Here is a 17,410-nt window from a genome sequence, read left to right on the forward strand (position 1 = left end):
TTCAGCTGCGGCTGGTCCAGGCACCTACGTCGCGGCCGGTGCGCGCGAACACCTCCGAGGCCCGCTCCGCGCGCAGGGCGACCAGCAGCGCCTCCCCCTCGGCCAGCGTCGTCGCCGGGTCGTCCTCGGCCACCAGCCGGGCGGTCGCGGTGGCCCGCCGGCCGTCGACCGAGACCAGCTGACCGGTCACCACCAGCGGCACGCCCAGGTGCACGGGCCGGCGGTAGGTGACGGAGAGGGTCGCCGTCAGCCCGCCGTGACCGGCGCCGCGCGCGGAGCGCGCCAGCACGTGGTCCAGGAGCGTGGCCACCACCCCGCCGTGCACGAGCCCGGGCGGGCCCTCGAGCTTCTTGCCGATCGTGACCCGGCCGACGCAGCGGCCCTCGGCCGGGAAGTCCTCGACGACCATCGGCGGCGCGACCGGGCTGCCCGGCCCGTACACCGGGCTGTACCACCGCTGGCCGGTCTCCGGGTCGTCCACCGAAGCGATCTCGTGCACCTCGCGCAGGTCCTCCGACAGCAGCGCGGTCAGCTCGCGCGCGGCCCGGATCGCCTCGCTCAGCCGGTCGACCGGCGCCTCGGTGCGGACGGCGGCGTCGACCAGCTCGCGCAGGGCCTCACCGAGCTCCGCCGCCGCCTCGCGACGGACCCCGCGCTCGTCGTCGGTGAGCTCGGGCCTAGCCACGTGCCATGCCGGCCTCACGCAGCAGCGCGCCGCCGATGATGACCCGCTGCACCTCGCTGGTGCCCTCGTAGAGCCGGAACAGCCGGGCGTCGCGGTAGAAGCGCTCCACCGGCGTCGTCCGCAGGTAGCCCATGCCGCCATGCACCTGCACGGCCTTGTCGACGGCGCGGCCCACCATCTCGGTGCAGAAGAGCTTGGCCGACGACGGGCCGACGGAGGTGTCCTCGCCGGAGTCGTAGCGGGCGGCGACGTCGCGCACCATGCTGCGGCCGGCGAGCAGCTCGGCGTGCATGTCGGCGAGCATCGCCTGGACCAGCTGGAAGCGGCCGATCGGCGCCCCGCCCTGCTTGGCGGTGGCGGCGTAGGCGACCGACTCGTCGAGCACCCGCTGCGCCATGCCGACGCAGAGCGCGGCGATGTGCAGCCGGCCGCGGGAGAGCACGGTGAGGGCCTTCGCGTAGCCGCGGCCCTCCTCGCCGATCAGCGCGTCGGCGGGCACCCGCACGTCGTCGAAGAACACCTCGCTGGTCCAGGCGCCGGCCTGGCCCATCTTCGCGTCCTTGGGGCCGACGGTGACGCCCGGCGTCGTCGTCTCGACGACGAAGCTGGAGATGCCCCGGCCGCCCTTCTGCTCCGGGTCGGTGCGGGCGAAGACGACGAACAGGTCGGCGATCGGCGCGTTGGTGATGTAGCGCTTGCTGCCGTTGATGACCCACTCGTCGCCGTCCCGGCGGGCGCTGGTGCGCAGTGCCGAGGGGTCGGAGCCGGCCTCGGCCTCGGTGAGCGCGAAGGAGCCGATGAGCTCACCGGCCGACAGGCGCGGCAGGTACTTCTTCTTCTGCTCCTCGCTGCCGAACTTCGCGATCACCTGGCCGGAGATGCCGTTGTTCGTGCCGAAGAGGGAGCGGAAGGCGGGCGTCGTGTAGCCGAACTCCATCGCGAGCTCGACGTCCTCGCTCATCGTGACGCCGAGCCCGCCGTAGTCCTCGGGCAGCGCGTACCCGAACAGACCCATCTCCGCGGCCTGCGCCCGCAGGTCGTCGGGGATGCGGTCCTCGTCCTCGATCTGCTCCTCGCGGGGCAGCACCGATTCGCGGATCAGCTGTCGAACGGCGTCCTTGACCTGGCGGAAGTCCTCGGCGTCCACGCAGGCCATGGTGACGCGTGCCTCAGCCCTCCGGCGCGCCGGGGGTCCCGCCGCGCCGGTGAGGCATAGGAAGCTCTACCTGCATCCGGGGGTGGCTGAACGCGGGTAGAGCTTCCTATGCCCGGGCGGGCGGCGGCTCAGGCCAGCGCGTCCAGGCGGGCCATGTCCTCGTCGGACAGGGTCAGCCGAGCCGCACCGAGGTTCTCGGTGAGGTGGTCGACCGACTTGGTGCCCGGGATCGGCAGGATGACCGGCGACTTCTGCAGCAGCCAGGCCAGCGCCACCTGCGAGGGAGTGGCGTCGAGCTCGCGGGCGATGTCCGCCACCGGGCTGTCCGGGGCGGCCAGGTCACCCGTGGCGATCGGGAACCACGGGATGAAGGCGATGCCCTCGGCGGTGGCGTAGTCCAGGACGTCCTGGCTCTGGCGGGTGGTCAGGTTGTACAGGTTCTGCACGCTGACGATCTCGGTGATCCCGCGCGCCGCCTCCAGCTCATCCACCGACACCTCGGAGACGCCGATGTGCCGCACCTTGCCCTGCTCCTTGAGCTCTGCGAAGGCGCCGAGCTGGTCGGCCAGCGGCACCTCGGCGTCGATGCGGTGCAGCTGGATGAGGTCGATGCGGTCGACCTTCAGGTGCCGCAGGGAGAGCTCGACCTGCTGCTTGAGGTAGGCGGGCCGGCCGACCGGCGTCCAGATGCCCGGGCCCTGGCGGGTCAGCCCGGCCTTCGTCGCGATGACCAGGCCCTCGGGGTAGGGGTGCAGCGCCTCGGCGATGATCTGCTCGCTGACCTCGGGGCCGTAGGAGTCGGCGGTGTCGATGAAGTCCACGCCCTGCTCGACGGCGGCCTGCACGACGCGGACGGCGGCGGCCCGGTCGGCCGGCTCGCCCCACACGCCGGGGCCGGGCAGCTGCATGGCGCCGTAGCCGAGCCGGTGGACGGGGAGGTCTCCGCCGATGCTGAACGTGTCGCTGAGCTGTGCGGTGGTCATGCCGGGAGCCAGCGCGGCAGCCACCGCGCGTGTTCCCGGACGGGCGTGTTCGATGGACGACGTGGGCGAGATCGTCGGTGGACGGCTGGGAGAGCTCGTGGTGCTGCGGCACGGGCAGACCGAGTGGAGCCGCAGCGGCCAGCACACCGGGGCCACCGACCTGCCGCTGCTGCCCGAGGGCGAGGAGCAGGCCCGCTCCCTGCGCGCGGCGCTGGGCCGACGCAGCTTCGCCGAGGTGCGGGTCAGCCCGCTCCAGCGGGCCCGGCGGACCGCCGAGCTGGCCGGCCTGACCGCCACAGCGGTGGACGGCGACCTCGTCGAGCTCGACTACGGCGGCTACGAGGGCCGCACCACTGCCGAGATCAGCGAGGAGCTGGGCCGGGAGTGGTCGATCTGGCGGGACGGCACGGTCGACGCCGACGTCCCCGGCGAGACGCTGGCCGACGTCGGCGCCCGGGTCGACCGGGTCCTCGACCGGGTCCGTGACCGCCTTCCCGACGGCGACGTCGCGCTCGTCGCCCACGGCCACGTGCTGCGGGTGCTGACGGCCCGCTGGCTCGGGCTGGCGCCCGAGGCCGGGGCGCTGTTCGCGCTGCCCGCCGGCCGGTACGGCGTCCTGGGGCACGAGCACGGCCGGCCGGTGCTCACCGGCTGGGCCCTGGGCTGACCGGCGACGGCGTCAGCGGGTCCGCGCCACCGGCTGCCAGCGACCCTCGGGCTCCTCGGCGGGCGGCTCGGGGCGTACCGGCCGGCCGAACAGCCAGCCCTGGCCCATGTCGGCCCCCAGCGCGGTCACCTCCTCGGCCAGCCGCTCGGTCTCGATCCCCTCGGCCACGACCACCGCCCCCAGCTGGTGGGCCAGGTCGGTCACCGCCTTCAGCACCGTGCGGGCACCGTCGTCGGGCAGCTCCTGCACCAGCCCCTTGTCCAGCTTCACCACGTCGGGCCGGACCGCGGCGAGGAGCGACAGGCTGTTCCAGCCGGCGCCGACGTCGTCGAGCGCGACGCGCCACCCCAGCGAGCGGTAGTGCTCCAGCACCGAGACCAGGTGCCCGCGGTCGGCGATGGCGTGCGACTCGACCACCTCGAAGACCAGCTGGGTCGGCGCGATGCCGGCGTCGTGCGCGACCTGCTCGGTGCTGGCCAGGCAGACCTGCGGCCGGTAGATCGAGGCTGGGTTGAAGTTGATGAACAGGTCGTCCTCGCCCAGCCACGGCACTGCGCCGGCGATGGCGGACTCCCGGCCGATGCGGTCCAGCCGGTGCAGCCAGCCGGCGGACTCGGCCACGAAGAACAGGTCCCCGCCGCCGACCTCACGGCCGTCGACCAGCCCGCGCAGCAGCGCCTCGTGCGCGACGACGGAGCGGTCGGCCAGCGAGACGATCGGCTGGTACACCGACCAGAACTCGGCCTCGGCCAGGACGCCGACCTCGACCGTGACGCCGCGGCGCGCCAGCTCCACGGCCAGCGTGGGCGCAGTCAGCAGCCGGGCGGTCAGTGCGGCGCCGTCGTCCGGCGGGTCGGTGGCGACCCGCACCGCCTCGGTCTCGGCGGCGGTCAGCTCCCGCGCCAGCTTCTGGAACAGCCGCTCCAGACCCCGTCCACCCCGGTCGTCGACGACGTCGACCAGCTGGGGCGCGGAGTAGACGGTGAGGCCCAGCGCCTTGGCGGTGCGGGCCACGTGCGGCAGCACGTGCCCGATCGACGTCGCCAGCAGCGCACGACCCGCCCGCCCGGGCACCTCCCAGTTCTGGCGGCACCCGCAGACGCCGCCGCAGATGGTTCCCACGGAGGACAGGGTGACTCACGCGCACGGGCACACGGGACAGGCGCGCGGCGGTATCGGAACGCTCTTCCGGGGGTACTCGCAGGGGACTCCCAGCTAGTTCACAACTTGAATGTCTAAGGTTTCGCCCATGGCCGCTCTCCCCACCGCAGAAGCCGCTCGTCCGAGTCGTGGCGGCCGGCCGCGCGATCCCAGCCGGGACGGCGTGATCCGCGCGGCGATCCTCCGCCTGCTCGCCGACGTGGGTTACGGCGCGCTGACCATGGATGCGGTCGCCGCGGAGGCCGGCGTGGGCAAGGCGACGATCTACCGACGGTGGCGCACCAAGCAGGACCTGGTCGTCGACACGATCTCCGACCTCAACCGCGCCGAGGCGCACAGCCCCGACACCGGCTCCCTCGAGGGCGACCTGCGCGAGATCATGCACTCCCTCGTCGGCGTCGTGAACGGCCCGACGGGCGCGGCCACCCTCTCCCTGCTGTCGACCGTGCCGCGGCACCCGGCGCTGGCCGAGGCGTTCGAGAAGGGTCCGCTGGCCGTGTGGCAGCAGTCCTTCGAGCAGGTGTGGCAGAACGCCGAGGCGCGCGGCGAGCTCGACCCGTCGTTCCGCACCTCGGTCGCCGCCGAGACCGTCAGCGCGCTCCTCGTGCAGCGCTGGCTGCTCACCCACCGCCCGGTCGACGAGGCCTTCGTCGACGAGGTGCTGGAGACCGTCGTCCTGCCCCTGGTGCGCCACCGGGCGACCAGCGCCTGACCCGGCCGAGCACCCGAGAACCACGAGACCGGCCCGTCCCCCAGGGGGACGGGCCGGTCTCGTCGTGTCGGACGGCGATCAGCGCGTGCGGTACTGGACCTTCTTCTCCACGACGGGCCGACGGTTCCGCTTGGCCGGCGCCGCGGCCTTGCGGTGCCGGACCTTCTGCACCACCACCAGCGTGACCAGGAGCCCGACGGCGCCCATCGTGGCCTGACCGGCGGGCGTCTGCAGGAAGCGCTGCACGGCGTCCTTGCCCTGGGCCTTCAGGCGCGTGGGGCTGCTGCGGTAGGCGATCTGGTCCAGGGTGGCGGCCAGCGACTCGCGGGCCGCATCGATCTCGAGCTGGATCTGTCGTGGGTCGCGGGGCACGGCGACAGCCTGCCAGACGCGGCGCAGGTCAGCGCGGTGACGGTCCTCCCGGGGCGCCCGCACGGGTGCTCCTAGACTCCGGAAGCACGCGGGAGTGGTGTAACGGCAGCCACGCCAGACTTAGGATCTGGTGCCTTCGGGCGTAGGGGTTCGACTCCCCTCTCCCGCACTGGAGCAACCCCGCAGGCCGGGGCCCCACGCCGGACGACGCCCGGGTCTCCCCCGCACGACGCCACGTCCCGCCGGAGAGCGGTGGGAGGCTGCGGAAGTGACCGATGCACTCGCCGTCGCGAACGAGTTGTGCGGGCCAGCGGCCGATGCGGAGGGAGCGGGCGGACAGATCCCGCGTGGCTCCGGTCTCTACGCCTGGTGGGCTCGGGCGACGACGCTGCCCGGGGTGTCCGGCCCGGCTCATCCGGGCGTCGAAGGGCCGGAACTGCTGTACATCGGCTTGGCTCGGGACCTGCGTGCCAGAGTGGTCGGCAACCACTTCCGAGGCCCGACCGGTTCCTCCACCCTCCGCCGTGTCCTGGTCGCGCTGCTGATGCCGTCCGAGGGTTACACCACCCGGTGGACGACGGACCGCGTCGTCCCGGTCGACGCTGACGAGGCGCGGCTGTCCGAGTGGATGCGCACACCTGCAGGTGACGTGGGCGGTGCACCCGGAACCGAAGGCGGTGGAGGCGGCCGTCATCGCCGAGTCGGCCCCGCCGCTCAACCAGCGGGACAACAAGGCCCACCCGTCGTACGAGATGATCAGCGGCGCGGGCGGCCTACCGCGCCTCCGCCGGCCCTCGCCCGTAGCCCACCCGCTGGACGGCGTCGGGACTCCGCCCGCAGCGACCGTTCAGGGCGACGGTGGTGGCACCTCTTTCACCTCGCGACCGGACATCACGAACCGTAGTCGACAGTGCGGGCAGGTCAGGAGAGGTCCGTCAGGGTGGCCGCGGCGCCGCTCCACGACCTTCAGGTGGGCGGCGTCGTGCGGGCAGACGACGAAGTCCATGGGGCGACGCTAACCGCCCGGCCCGCCCGCTCACCGCCCGTAGCAGCCGGTCGGCTCAGCCCAGGTCGACGCGCAGGTCCAGCTCGGCCGACGGGGTGTCCGGGTCGTCGTCGTCCACGACGGCCAGCAGACGCACCACGCCGTCCTCGATGCCGCGCAGCGCCAGGCCCTCGACCTTCTGCACATGGCCGTCCACCTCGGGGATGGGCACGACCTCCTGCACGGTGTCGCCGTCCAGCAGCGCGATCGCGGTGGCCACCACCGGCCCGTCGTCGACCGCGTTCGGGGTGTCCTCGGCGGCGGCGCTCAGCAGCACCCGGCCGTCGGGCAGCGCGACCGCGTCGGTGACCGCGAGGCCCACGCCCTCCACCTCGCCCAGCTCGTACTCGCGGGGCCGGTCCACCGGGACGGCGGCGGGCTCGGCCCGGCGCAGGACGGCGGCGACCAGGTCGTGCAGCGGCACGTCGACGCTCGCCGAGCGGACGCCGGCGAAGAGGTTGCCCCGGTTGAACCACCGGACCACGTCCCCGTGCCGGCTCGCGCCTTCGAGGTTCACGTGGTCCATCGGCAGCCCCAGGCGCTCGGCCATGCGCTGGTACACCGGGGTCAGCTCGGCGGAGCGCACCACCGGCTGCCCGTCCTCGAGCCGCACGAGGACCGCGTGCATCCGCCGGGGCGTGGACCCCGAGCCCAGCAGGAGCACGGCGGGCTCCCCGTCCAACTCCGCGGGGCAGGCGACCTCCAGGTCGGGCTTGAGGTGCTTGGTGCCGTCGGACTCGCGGAAGCTGCGCAGCCCCTCGACGGGTGGGAGCACCGGCACCGCCAGCACCTCGCCGGGACGGCGCCAGGCGGCGATCGTCGAGTCGTCCGGCACCACGAGCCAGCCGTCCCCGAGCGGGGCCACGCCCGAGGCCGCGGTCACCGGGGTGCCGTCGGCGAAGCTCAGCGTCCGGGCGGCGTCCACGAAGACCTGCATCGCTGGGGTGTGCCCCGGGTGACGGCGGGTCACGCGCCCGCTCAGTAGTAGCCGGTCCGCCCGTCGAGCATCTCCCGGAGCAGGTCGAGGTGCCCCACGTGCCGGGCCACCTCCTCGACCATGTGCCCGAGGATCCAGCGCAGGGACAGCGCGTCGGCCCCGTACTGCCCGTTCCGGCCGCGGTCATCCAGCGACGCCGCCGCCACGATCCCGTCCGACACCGCGCACTGGCGGGCGTACTCGTCCAGCAGCCGCGCCAGCGGCACCCCCTCGACGCGGAAGTCTGCGTCCCCTTCCTGGCCGAACTGGGGGTTGGGTGCGGCGGGCCGATCGAGGAACAGCACCTCGAACCAGCAGTGCTCGACCCAGCGCAGGTGGGAGACCAGGCCGGCCACCGTCATCAGCGGCGAGGTCGGCAGGAGGGCGCGGTGGGCGTCGTCCTCGCCCAGGCCCTCGCACTTGTGGTGCACCAGCGAACGCTGCAGGTCCAGCCAGCCCCCGAGCTGAGCCCGCTCGTCCGCGGCCCCGGGCGGTCGGACACGCGGAGGCGGGTGCACGGGGCCGGACGCTAGCGCCCCGCCCCCGGAGCTGTCAGCCGGGTTCCGCTCCGGTCAGGTCCAGAGGACGGCGATGAAGACGTTCAGGATCGCCAGCGCCCCGGTGGAGTGGAAGAACGGCAGCGGCGACTTCGGAGCGGCCCGGCCGGCGTCGGCGGCCTGCTGCTTGCGCGCGGCCAGGAACACCGTGACCACGGCCAGCACCGTGACGACGAGCTTGACACCGATCTTGGCGTGGTCGACGGGGAGGTCGTCGGCCTCGCGGATGCCGACCAGCGCCAGGCCGCTCACCAGCTGGGTGAGCGCACCGATCGTCATCAGCGTCGTGTCGAACCCGGCCTTGCGGCTCACCTGGAACAGGAACGGCCCGATGATCAAAGAGAGGCCGAGGATGTGGACGACGACGAGGAGAAGACGAACGAGCTCCATGCCCCGGAGGCTACTGAGGCGGCGGGAGTGCACCCCGTCACAGAACCTGGTCGGGCCGTTCACCCAGCCGGGTGGCGTCGCCCCGGTGCCCCTCTCGCCCGGCGGGGCACCGGCCGATGGGAGGGCATGACCTCCGGCGCCACCCCGACCACGACCTGGCTGCCGGCCGCCATGGTGCGCGCCGCCGTCGTCCACTCCCCCGCCGCCGCACCTGCCCGTGGCCGGCACCGCGCCCCGGAGTTCGAGGCCCCGGCGCGGGTGCCCGACGAGGAGCAGCTGCTCCGCCCGGGCCGGCACGCCGAGCCCGAGGAGGAGGACTCACTCGCCTGGCTCGGCTTCGCGCTGCGCCGGGACTGACCCGACGGGGGCTCAGCGCCCGGCGAGCACCTCGGTCAGCACGGGCACGAGCGCCACGAACGCCTGCCCCCGGTGGCTGCGGGCATCCTTCTCGGCGGGCTCCAGCTCGGCGGAGGTGAGCTCCAGGCCTTCCGGGACGAACACCGGGTCGTAGCCGAAGCCGTTGCTCCCCCGCTTCTCGCGGATCACCCGCCCGCGCCACTCCCGCTCCAGCACCCGCTCGGCGCCGTCGGGGGTGACCAGCGCCGCCGCGCAGACGAACGCCGCTCCCCGCCGCTCGTCCGGCACGTCGGCGAGCTGCCCGAGCAGCAGCGCAGTGTTGGCGTCGTCGTCACCGTGCCGGCCCGACCAGCGCGCCGACAGCACGCCGGGCATGCCGTTCAGCGCGTCCACCGCGAGCCCGGAGTCGTCGGCCACCGCCGGCAGACCGGTGTAGCGGACCGCCTCGCGCGCCTTGAGCAGGGCGTTCTCGGCGAAGGTCGCCCCGGTCTCGGGTGCTTCGGGGTACTCCTGGACGTCGCGCAGCCCGACCACCTCGACGCCGGGCACCGCGCTCGCGAGCAGCCGCTGCAGCTCGGCGAGCTTGCCGGCGTTGCGGGTGGCCAGCAGCAGCCGGGTGCTCATCGGACCACCGGCTCCAGCGACAGCGCCGTGGCCTGCAGGCGGGTGAGCTCGGCGCAGCCGGCGACCGCCAGGTCGAGCAGCGCGTCCAGCGCCGCACGGTCGAAGACCGCGCCCTCCGCCGTCCCCTGCACCTCGACGAACCCGCCGTCGCCGGTGCAGACCACGTTCATGTCGGTGCCGGCCCGCACGTCCTCCTCGTAGGCGAGGTCCAGCCGGGGCTCGCCGTCGATGATCCCGACGCTGACCGCGGCGACCGACTGGACGATCGCCGTCGGCCGGGCCAGCCGCTTCCGCGCGCCGAGCCAGGAGACGGCGTCGGCCAGCGCGACGTAGGCGCCGGTGATGGCCGCGGTGCGGGTGCCGCCGTCGGCCTGCAGGACGTCGCAGTCGATGGCGATGCTGTTCTCCCCCAGCGCGCCGAGGTCGACGGCGGCGCGCAGCGAACGGCCGATCAGCCGGCTGATCTCGTGGGTGCGGCCACCGATCTTCCCCTTCACGGACTCGCGGTCGCTGCGGGTGTGCGTGGCGCGCGGCAGCATCGAGTACTCGGCGGTCACCCACCCCAGTCCCGAGCCCTTGCGCCACCGCGGAACACCCTCGGTGACGCTGGCCGCGCAGAGGACGCGGGTGCGGCCGAACTCGACGAGGACCGAGCCCTCGGCGTGATCCAGCCAGTTGCGGGTGATCGTCACCGGGCGGAGCTGCTCGGCCGTACGGCCGTCGGGGCGGGTCACGGCCACCGACAGTAGTGCCCCGTGCAGGACCACCACGGCGCATGCCCGGAGTGGTGTCCCGTTAGCGTCGGCGGACATGGCGGCGACCTCCCTGACCGATCCGCGGCGGGAGCGCTGGGAGCGCTCCACCGACTGGATCCTCACCGCGGCCGCGCTGCTGTTCCTGGCTGCCTACGCCTGGCCGGTCCTCGAACCCGACCTCGCGCCGCCGTGGCCCACCGTCTGCCGCTGGGTCACCTGGCTGAGCTGGCTGTGGTTCGCCGTCGACTACGGGATCCGCCTCGCCCTGTCGGAGCACCGCCGGCGGTTCGTCCGGACCCACCTGTTCGACCTCGCCGTCATCGTCCTCCCGCTGCTGCGGCCGCTGCGGTTGCTCCGCCTGGTCACCCTGCTCCACGCGCTGAACCGGCACGCCGGGCACTCGCTGCGCGGCCGCGTCGCGGTGTTCGTCGTGGGCGCCACGGCCCTGCTCATGTTCGTCGCCGCCCTGGCCGTGCTCGACGCCGAGCGGAACCACCCGGAGGCGAACATCGACGGCTTCGGCGAGGCGCTGTGGTGGGCCTTCGCGACCGTGACCACGGTCGGGTACGGCGACCGCTACCCCGTGACCGCCGAGGGGCGGGTGGTCGCCGCCGGTCTCATGCTCACCGGTATCGCCCTGCTCGGGGTGATCACCGCGACGTTCGCCTCCTGGCTGGTCGAGCGCGTGCAGCAGGTGGGCGAGGAGTCCGAAGCGGTGACGCGACGCGACCTGCAGGCGCTCACCGAGGAGGTCGCCCGGCTGCGGTCGCTCCTGTCGGCGGATCCCCGCGGCGACGGATCCGACGCCGCCCCGGGGACCCGCGGTACCCGTCCACCGCACACCGGGCCGGCGGACCGGGCAGGATCGTCGCCATGAGATCGGAGTTGCGTGCCGTCCGGACCGGGGGCGCCCCCGTCGTCGTCGACCTCACCGACGACTGCGCCGACTTCGTGCGGTCCGAGGACGACGGCCTGCTGCACGTCTTCGTCCCGCACGCCACCGCCGGCCTGGCGATCCTGGAGACCGGCTCGGGCAGTGACGACGACCTGCTGGCCCAGCTGGAGGAGCTGCTCCCCCGCGACGACCGCTGGCGCCACCGGCACGGCAGCCCGGGGCACGGGCGCGACCACGTGCTGCCGGCGTTCGTCCCGCCGCACGCCAGCGTGCCGGTCCTCGAGGGGCGGTTGATGCTGGGCACCTGGCAGCGGATCTGCCTGGTGGACACCAACACCGACAACCCCCAGCGGCAGGTGCGCTTCTCCTTCCTGCCCGGGTGAGCCCCGCCGCCCCCTTGCAGGGCCGCCCCCGGGACACGGCAGGATGCGCGGCATGAGCGAGACCGACGCCGCCCCCGTCCGCCTCACCCCCGGCGACCCGGCGCCGGACTTCACGTTGCCCGACGCCGACGGAAACCCGGTGTCGCTCTCCTCCTACCGCGGCCGGCGCGTGATCGTGTACTGCTACCCGGCGGCGCTGACCCCCGGCTGCACCACCCAGGCCGTCGACTTCACCGCCGCCGCCGGCGACCTCGCCGAGGCCGGGCTCGAGATCATCGGGATCTCGCCCGACCCGGTGGAGAAGCTCGCCCGCTTCCGCGAGAAGGAGGACCTGGACATCACGCTGGTGTCCGACCCGGACAAGCAGGTGATGCAGGCCTACGGCGCCTACGGCACCAAGAAGCTGTACGGCAAGGAGGTCGTCGGCGTGATCCGCTCGACGTTCGTGATCGACGCCGAGGGCCGCATCGAGCGCGCGTCCTACAACGTCAAGGCCACCGGGCACGTCGCCAAGCTGCGCCGCGACCTCGGCCTCGACTGAACGACGACCAACCCGCCACTCGCAGGCCGGCGGCGGGGCCCTGCGGGGCGGCCGTGCCCGGGACGTCGCTCTACGCGCGCCAGGTCCCCGGCCGGGGCTGGCACTCGGGCGGGCAGGGATAGCCGGGATCCCAGGGGAAGACGCCCCCCTCGTGGGCCCAGGTGAGCTGGTGGGCGGGCACCGAGAACTCGTCCGGCCGCTGGTAGAAGCGATTGGCCGAGAACAGCACGTCGGCCGGGTTGGGCAGCGTCTCGACGGCGAGCCGGCGCTCCCGGTCGAGGACGAGGAGCTCGCCCGGCACCAGGTCCCGCCCGGCGAGGACCAGGCCGGCCACGGTGTTCAGCATGGCGCAGGCGGTCCCGTGGCCCACCCCCACGACGACGAGTTCGGGATGGCCCACCCCGAACAGGCCGACGGTGTAGCCGAACGGCGGTTCGTCGGACTCCTCGCCGCGCATGACGTATTGCACGGCGACGCGGTGGGCCCGGATCGTCTGCGCCATCCGGCTGTCCTCCTGGTCGAGCCAGGCCAGCGTCTGCGGATCGGTCGTCATGCGACAGAGAGTGCGGCTCACCACCGACAACCAGGGCGCGGCCGGCTCGGGCTGTGGACGGGCGGCGCGCCTGGGGACGACCGCCGCTCAGCGGTCGTCGAGGCCGAAGACGCTCGTGATCAGCGCGTCGAGCACCGTCGTCGCCGCCTTGAGGTCGGGCGCGCGCGCCGCCAGCACGTCGGAGTAGAGGAAGGACTCCCCGAGCCGGACCACGGCGAGCGCGAGCAGCGGAACGGCGATCTGCGGCTCGAGCCCGTGCTCGTCGACGTCGTGCTGGAACAGCTCGGTGTAGGCCTCGACCACCCGCGGCTGGACCCGGCCCTGCGGATCGGTGAGCACCCGGATCGCCGTCGCCGGCTCCTCGTCGAGGAGGCGGCGGATCGGGAGGGCGGTGCTGAGGGCGTAGCGGAAGTCCTCGCTGACGGCCAGCGAGCGCAGCCGGGTGGGCGCCCCGGAGGGAGCCGGGCGGGCGTCGTGCTCGCGCTCGATCGCCCGCAGGGTCCGCAGGCCGAGGAAGGCCAGGGCCTCACCGAGGATCGCGTCCCGGTTGCCGGCCCGGCGGAACAGCGTCGCGCGGGAGATGCCCAGCTCCACGGCGAGGGCGCCGGTGTCCAGCCGGCGGCCGCTCATCAGCGTCCGCGCCGCGTGGCGGACGATCTCCTCGGGGACGCCGCTCACAGCAGTGAGCCTAGGCCAGGAGGGGCGGGCCCCGACGTCGTCGGAACCCGCCCCGCCGGCCTAGGGGGTGCTCACATCGGGCAGGTGGACCGGTAGTCCGAGATGCTGCCGAAGATCGACACCGTCGGGCCGGGGCACAGGAACTGGGTGTACCGGGTGTCGGCGTCGACGTACCGCTTCAGCCAGGCGATCGAGCTGGACGCGATGTCGGCGTTGGGGCTGTTCGGCGCGAAGTGGCTCGCGTTGTTCAGCTCCAGGTAGGCCCGCTCGGAGGCGTTGGTCAGGCTGTTGTAGAACGGGATCGAGTGGTTGCTGACGGGCGCGACGCTGTCGTTCTCCGCGCCGATGACCAGGGTGGGCGTGCGGATCTCGGGCCAGGTCTTGTCGACGTTCCAGCCGGTCAGCGGGATCGCCGCGCGCAGCGCGGGCCGGTCCTTGGCCGCCTCGAGCGAGCCGCCACCACCCATGGAGTGCCCCATCACCGCCAGCCGGGAGGCGTCGACCCGCGACCGGACGGCGCTGGAACCGGTGAGGTAGTCCAGCGCGGCCAGCAACTGGTCACCGCGGGAGGCCGGCTGGTCGTAGCGGGAGTTGGTGTTGAACGTGATGACGACGAAGCCCTGCGAGGCGATCCGCGGGCCCAGCCAGGCGATCGTCGACTCCGACGCGGTGTACCCGGGCGAGATCGCCACCCCGCCGAACGTGCCCGCCGACGTCGTCGTCGGGTAGTAGATGGTCGCCGAGCCGAAGCCCGGGGTCGACCAGTCCGACACCGACGTCGTCGAGACGGCGAACGGACCGCGCTCGGCGGTGATGCTGGCCTGGGTGGGGGCGGGGCCCCGCCACCAGGCGGGGTCGGCGGAGGCGGGGACCGACGTGGCGACGACCGTCGCCAGCGTGAGGGCGAGCGCCGCGGAGGCGCGCGCCAACAGGCGTGGAATGGGCACGGTGGACCTTTCGGAAGGAGTGTCGCGACCGACGGTCGCGACGACCGAGGAGGACGTACGCCGGCGCACCGGGCCCGGTTGTGATGCACATCACCGCCGACGTGGCGTCAAGGTAGCGTCACGCTCTGCAGGTGCGCAACACTTTCGGCAAGTGTTTCAGAACTGCCTGGTCCAGGGCCCGTCGGCCGCCTGCGTGGGGTCCGCCCACGCCTCCCTCCGGCAGGCGTCCGGGGCCGGGACCGGCCGATCCGCCCCCTCCCGGCCCTCCGGCCTGCCCTCGACCCGGACACGCGAACGGCCGGCCCCCGGAGGGGCCGGCCGTCCGACGTGCCAGGTGCTCAGCCGCGGTCGTCCCGCAGCTGCTGCCGCAGTTGGCGCTCGACGACCAGCGCCTCCTGGTAGTTCTCCTTCGCGTCGGCCTTCTCGATGTAGCCGGCCCGCAGGTTGGCGTGGTCGACCGCCAGCACGCCGTTGATGTACTCACCCTTGCGCGGGTACAGCGCCGTGAGCTGCTCGAGCGTGAACGGCTGGTGGGTGCCGAACAGGCGGCAGAAGCTCGCGCCGCTGTTGTAGCCCGCGTTCAGCGCGGTGGGCACCGCCACCTGGGAGAGCTGGATGCCGCCCTGCGCCAGCCCCAGCTCGTTGCGCACCTTGTTGCCCTCGTCGTCGAACTCCAGGTACGGCGCCGACGGAGGTGCGATCCCCTTCTCGGCCCAGCGCGCGAGGTGCGCGTAGGCGGCCGCCGTCACGTGGTGCATCGGCACCCGGCTGAACGGCGGGAGGTCGCAGTCGTACTGCGGTGCGCCACCGAGGTCGCGCTCGGAGAGCGGGGCGCGGTACTCCTGCCCCTGCCAGCCCGAGTGGGCCGCGCCCGCGACTTCCCAGCGCCGGAACACCTCGTCGTCGGGACGCCGGGCCGCCGCCGCGGCGGCCGTCACGTCGGTCTCGGACTGCACCTGGAACACCGGCTCGTCCCCGGCCCGGCTCGGTGCCGTCCCGACGATGATCGCGTAACCGTCGAACACCGGCTCGACCTTCGGCAGGACGTGGTCGTAGTAGGCGCTCTGGTACCGGGTGGACTGCGATGCACCGATGGAGAGCAGCGTCTCGATGTCCAGGCCACCCATCGGGTCGACACCGGTCGGGGCGACGAGCGCCTTGGCCGCCTGCGCGTAGATGTCCATCGCCAGCTGGTCGAGGGCGTACTCACCCCCCGCCGTGACGTCCAGCGAGCCGTACCGGGTCGGGCTCCACTCCCGCAGCTGGTCGACGCCGACCTGCTGGGCGGAGACCCCGATCCAGGCGTCACCGTCGCGGGTCACGTCCTCGAAGTTCCACAGCGCGTCGAGGTCGTAGCCCGCCGTGACGTTCTGCCACTCGACCAGGGCGGTGCCGCTGAAGTGCCGGGGGTTCGCCGGCCGGCGGACGACGATCCGCGTGGTGTAGGGGACGTCCTCCTCCAGCAGCGTGCCCGGGGCGATGTCCGGGGTGCGGGGGCTGGCGTAGGCATCGGCGAGGCCGGAGACGAGGAACTCCTCCTCGACGTACCCGACGCCGGCGAGGTCCTGGTACGTCGCGAAGAACGGGTAGGTCTCCGCCAGGTCGTCGGAGAGCGGGCTGCCACCGAGATCGCTGGGCAGCGGCCCGGTGACCTCGGCGTCGCGGATCGGCACGCGGACGTCGTCCGCAGCTCCGGCCGGGAGGGCCGGGGCCAGCAGTGCCAGGGCCACACCCAGGGCGACGGTGGTGCCGCCGGCCCGGGCGCTCAGGGGCGTGGGAACGGGCAAGGGAACTCCTTCTGCTGCCCCTGGGCACCCCGACGGGCACCCTCGAGGAGCAGCGGTCAGATGGGGAGCGAACGAGTTCCAGGCCCAGAACCATGACGCCGATCACATGGCGTCCCCTGCAAGCTAGCCCGACGGAGGACCGCTCGACAACGGTTGCTGCAACAAATCCTCGCCTTGTTGCGGAGCCTGCCGCCGCACGGGCCGGAGCCGCCCGGCGCCCGTCACCCGTCGTCCCCGGCTTCCCGCCGGAGGCGGGCCCGTCGCTTGCCCTCGTGCATCGCCTGCACACGGGCGACCGGGATGGTGTGCCCCTCGGCGACCAGGTCGGCCGGCAGCCGCTGGGGATCGGGCAGCAGGGCCGCCCAGTCGGGGAGCCCCGCCGCCCCGGAGGCGACGGTGGGCTCCCCCGGGCGGACGGACCCCAGGTCGTTCCAGTCGACCGGGGCGGACACCGGCAGACCCCGCCGCACCCGCGGGCTGTAGGCGGCGGCGACCGTGCCCGTGCCCGAGCGGGTGGAGTCCACGAAGACCCGCCCCTGCCGCTCATCCTTGAGGAACGCCGTCGTGGCGATCCCCGGGTCCAGCTGCGCCGTGCGCTGCGCGAGCGCCCGGGTCGCCGCGGCGACGTCCTCGACCGGAGCGCCGCGCACGGGCACCACGACGTGCAGGCCGGTGGCGCCGCTGGTCTTCACCGCGCCGGCCAGGCCGGCCTCCTCGAGCGCCCGCCGGGCCAGCCGGGCGACCGCCACGACGGTGGAGAACTCCACCCCGTCGGGCGGGTCCAGGTCCAGCACGAGGCCGGTGGGCTCGCGCGACCCGGCCCGCAGGAACGGGACGTGGAACTCGACCGCGCGCTGGTTGGCCAGCCACATCAGGGTGCGCCGGTCCTCGCAGAGCACCTGGTGCACCTCGCGGTGCGCCGACTCGGCCCAGACGGGCACGGTGCGCACCCACGCGGGGGCGCCCTTGCTCACGTTCCGCTGCATGAACGGCGCCTGGCCCGGCCGCACCCGCACCACCGAGAGCGGCCGGCCGGCCAGCAGCGGGACCAGCCGGTCGGCGACGGCGTCGAGGTGGTCGACCAGCGCGCGCTTCGAGACCCCCAGCCCGTCACCGAGCGGCGAGTCGAGGCTGCTCAGCGGCACGCCGTCCCGCTCGTCCATGGGGTCACCGTTCCGCGATCGCG

23 protein-coding genes and 1 tRNA gene are annotated in these 17,410 nt (G+C 73.8%); 8 read left to right on the top strand and 16 right to left on the bottom strand.

What is annotated here, in order from left to right; translation table 11 throughout:
* Nucleotide 1: 1 nt before the first annotated feature.
* From ACI799_RS07205 to ACI799_RS07215, 3 genes are all read right to left on the bottom strand, one after another.
* On the bottom strand, nt 2-685 hold the full coding sequence (locus tag ACI799_RS07205; RefSeq protein ID WP_456612739.1) for a PaaI family thioesterase: 684 nt from the start codon (nt 683-685) through the stop codon (nt 2-4).
* Nucleotides 678-1,832: an acyl-CoA dehydrogenase family protein gene (locus ACI799_RS07210; protein ID WP_456612740.1), complete on the bottom strand. Its 1,155-nt coding sequence runs from the start codon at nt 1,830-1,832 to the stop codon at nt 678-680. The genes ACI799_RS07205 and ACI799_RS07210 overlap by 8 nt, the downstream gene beginning before the upstream one ends.
* Before the next feature lie 137 nt (nt 1,833-1,969).
* The gene (locus tag ACI799_RS07215) at nt 1,970-2,824 is read right to left on the bottom strand and encodes an aldo/keto reductase (protein WP_456587501.1); all 855 of its coding nucleotides are present in this window, start codon (nt 2,822-2,824) and stop codon (nt 1,970-1,972) included.
* A gap of 61 nt (nt 2,825-2,885) precedes the next feature.
* Here ACI799_RS07215 and ACI799_RS07220 point away from each other — a divergent pair, with 61 nt between their 5' ends.
* Nucleotides 2,886-3,491, top strand: a complete 606-nt coding sequence (locus tag ACI799_RS07220) for a histidine phosphatase family protein (RefSeq protein ID WP_456587500.1) — start codon at nt 2,886-2,888, stop codon at nt 3,489-3,491.
* Between the two features lie 12 nt (nt 3,492-3,503).
* On the opposite strand, the gene ACI799_RS07225 is transcribed toward ACI799_RS07220, so the two are convergent.
* Nucleotides 3,504-4,613, bottom strand: coding sequence for an EAL domain-containing protein (locus ACI799_RS07225; protein WP_456587499.1), 1,110 nt, complete (start codon nt 4,611-4,613; stop codon nt 3,504-3,506).
* 127 nt (nt 4,614-4,740) lie between these two features.
* Between ACI799_RS07225 and ACI799_RS07230 the strand changes: the two genes are divergently transcribed.
* Nucleotides 4,741-5,364 carry a TetR/AcrR family transcriptional regulator gene (locus ACI799_RS07230; RefSeq protein WP_456587498.1) on the top strand — a complete coding sequence of 208 codons (624 nt, stop codon included), beginning with the start codon at nt 4,741-4,743 and terminating at the stop codon, nt 5,362-5,364.
* A 78-nt stretch (nt 5,365-5,442) separates the two neighbouring features.
* On the opposite strand, the gene ACI799_RS07235 is transcribed toward ACI799_RS07230, so the two are convergent.
* Complete coding sequence (locus tag ACI799_RS07235) at nt 5,443-5,736, bottom strand: DUF3618 domain-containing protein (RefSeq protein ID WP_456587497.1); 294 nt, start codon at nt 5,734-5,736, stop codon at nt 5,443-5,445.
* 88 nt (nt 5,737-5,824) lie between these two features.
* Here ACI799_RS07235 and ACI799_RS07240 point away from each other — a divergent pair.
* Both ACI799_RS07240 and ACI799_RS07245 read left to right on the top strand, forming a co-directional pair.
* Nucleotides 5,825-5,905, top strand: a tRNA-Leu gene (locus ACI799_RS07240).
* A gap of 99 nt (nt 5,906-6,004) precedes the next feature.
* Nucleotides 6,005-6,640 carry a GIY-YIG nuclease family protein gene (locus ACI799_RS07245; protein ID WP_456612741.1) on the top strand — a complete coding sequence of 212 codons (636 nt, stop codon included), beginning with the start codon at nt 6,005-6,007 and terminating at the stop codon, nt 6,638-6,640.
* On the opposite strand, the gene ACI799_RS07250 is transcribed toward ACI799_RS07245, so the two are convergent.
* Genes ACI799_RS07250 through ACI799_RS07265 form a run of 4 tightly spaced genes read right to left on the bottom strand, consistent with a single transcriptional unit; the run spans nt 6,584 to nt 8,704 of the window.
* A complete protein-coding gene (locus ACI799_RS07250) occupies nt 6,584-6,742 on the bottom strand; it encodes a hypothetical protein (protein ID WP_456612838.1) in 159 nt (52 codons plus the stop codon). The genes ACI799_RS07245 and ACI799_RS07250 overlap by 57 nt on opposite strands.
* 55 nt (nt 6,743-6,797) lie before the next feature.
* Nucleotides 6,798-7,718 carry a DUF6910 family protein gene (locus ACI799_RS07255; RefSeq protein ID WP_456612742.1) on the bottom strand — a complete coding sequence of 307 codons (921 nt, stop codon included), beginning with the start codon at nt 7,716-7,718 and terminating at the stop codon, nt 6,798-6,800.
* 41 nt (nt 7,719-7,759) lie between these two features.
* On the bottom strand, nt 7,760-8,275 hold the full coding sequence (locus tag ACI799_RS07260) for a DinB family protein (RefSeq protein WP_456612743.1): 516 nt from the start codon (nt 8,273-8,275) through the stop codon (nt 7,760-7,762).
* A 54-nt stretch (nt 8,276-8,329) separates the two neighbouring features.
* Nucleotides 8,330-8,704, bottom strand: a complete 375-nt coding sequence (locus tag ACI799_RS07265) for a hypothetical protein (RefSeq protein WP_456587493.1) — start codon at nt 8,702-8,704, stop codon at nt 8,330-8,332.
* A 126-nt stretch (nt 8,705-8,830) separates the two neighbouring features.
* Here ACI799_RS07265 and ACI799_RS07270 point away from each other — a divergent pair, with 126 nt between their 5' ends.
* Nucleotides 8,831-9,061 carry a hypothetical protein gene (locus ACI799_RS07270; protein WP_456587492.1) on the top strand — a complete coding sequence of 77 codons (231 nt, stop codon included), beginning with the start codon at nt 8,831-8,833 and terminating at the stop codon, nt 9,059-9,061.
* Nucleotides 9,062-9,073: 12 nt separating this feature from the next.
* On the opposite strand, the gene rdgB is transcribed toward ACI799_RS07270, so the two are convergent.
* The gene (gene rdgB, locus ACI799_RS07275) at nt 9,074-9,685 is read right to left on the bottom strand and encodes an RdgB/HAM1 family non-canonical purine NTP pyrophosphatase (protein ID WP_456612744.1); all 612 of its coding nucleotides are present in this window, start codon (nt 9,683-9,685) and stop codon (nt 9,074-9,076) included.
* Nucleotides 9,682-10,419 carry a ribonuclease PH gene (gene rph, locus ACI799_RS07280; RefSeq protein ID WP_456587490.1) on the bottom strand — a complete coding sequence of 246 codons (738 nt, stop codon included), beginning with the start codon at nt 10,417-10,419 and terminating at the stop codon, nt 9,682-9,684. The genes rdgB and rph overlap by 4 nt, the downstream gene beginning before the upstream one ends.
* A 76-nt stretch (nt 10,420-10,495) precedes the next feature.
* Between rph and ACI799_RS07285 the strand changes: the two genes are divergently transcribed.
* Genes ACI799_RS07285 through bcp form a run of 3 tightly spaced genes read left to right on the top strand, consistent with a single transcriptional unit; the run spans nt 10,496 to nt 12,259 of the window.
* Nucleotides 10,496-11,317, top strand: a complete 822-nt coding sequence (locus tag ACI799_RS07285; protein ID WP_456598958.1) for a potassium channel family protein — start codon at nt 10,496-10,498, stop codon at nt 11,315-11,317.
* Complete coding sequence (locus ACI799_RS07290) at nt 11,314-11,718, top strand: YjbQ family protein (RefSeq protein WP_456587488.1); 405 nt, start codon at nt 11,314-11,316, stop codon at nt 11,716-11,718. Before ACI799_RS07285 ends, ACI799_RS07290 begins: the two co-directional genes overlap by 4 nt.
* A 52-nt stretch (nt 11,719-11,770) precedes the next feature.
* Entirely contained in the window at nt 11,771-12,259 is a 489-nt protein-coding gene (bcp, locus tag ACI799_RS07295; RefSeq protein ID WP_456587487.1) for a thioredoxin-dependent thiol peroxidase, read from the top strand.
* Nucleotides 12,260-12,329: 70 nt separating this feature from the next.
* Here bcp and ACI799_RS07300 read toward each other — a convergent pair whose 3' ends face one another.
* The 5 genes from ACI799_RS07300 to ACI799_RS07320 form a co-directional block, all read right to left on the bottom strand.
* Nucleotides 12,330-12,812: a DUF4262 domain-containing protein gene (locus tag ACI799_RS07300; RefSeq protein ID WP_456587486.1), complete on the bottom strand. Its 483-nt coding sequence runs from the start codon at nt 12,810-12,812 to the stop codon at nt 12,330-12,332.
* 87 nt (nt 12,813-12,899) lie between these two features.
* The gene (locus ACI799_RS07305) at nt 12,900-13,490 is read right to left on the bottom strand and encodes a QsdR family transcriptional regulator (protein WP_456587485.1); all 591 of its coding nucleotides are present in this window, start codon (nt 13,488-13,490) and stop codon (nt 12,900-12,902) included.
* 71 nt (nt 13,491-13,561) lie between these two features.
* Nucleotides 13,562-14,437 (bottom strand): poly(ethylene terephthalate) hydrolase family protein, encoded by an 876-nt coding sequence (locus tag ACI799_RS07310; RefSeq protein WP_456612745.1) that lies wholly within the window; start codon nt 14,435-14,437, stop codon nt 13,562-13,564.
* A gap of 338 nt (nt 14,438-14,775) precedes the next feature.
* Nucleotides 14,776-16,224, bottom strand: coding sequence for an alpha/beta hydrolase domain-containing protein (locus ACI799_RS07315; RefSeq protein WP_456587483.1), 1,449 nt, complete (start codon nt 16,222-16,224; stop codon nt 14,776-14,778).
* 221 nt (nt 16,225-16,445) lie between these two features.
* Complete coding sequence (locus ACI799_RS07320) at nt 16,446-17,387, bottom strand: DNA polymerase domain-containing protein (RefSeq protein WP_456612746.1); 942 nt, start codon at nt 17,385-17,387, stop codon at nt 16,446-16,448.
* Nucleotides 17,388-17,410 lie beyond the last annotated feature (23 nt).

The organism is Blastococcus sp. SYSU DS0753 (genome assembly GCF_054051175.1).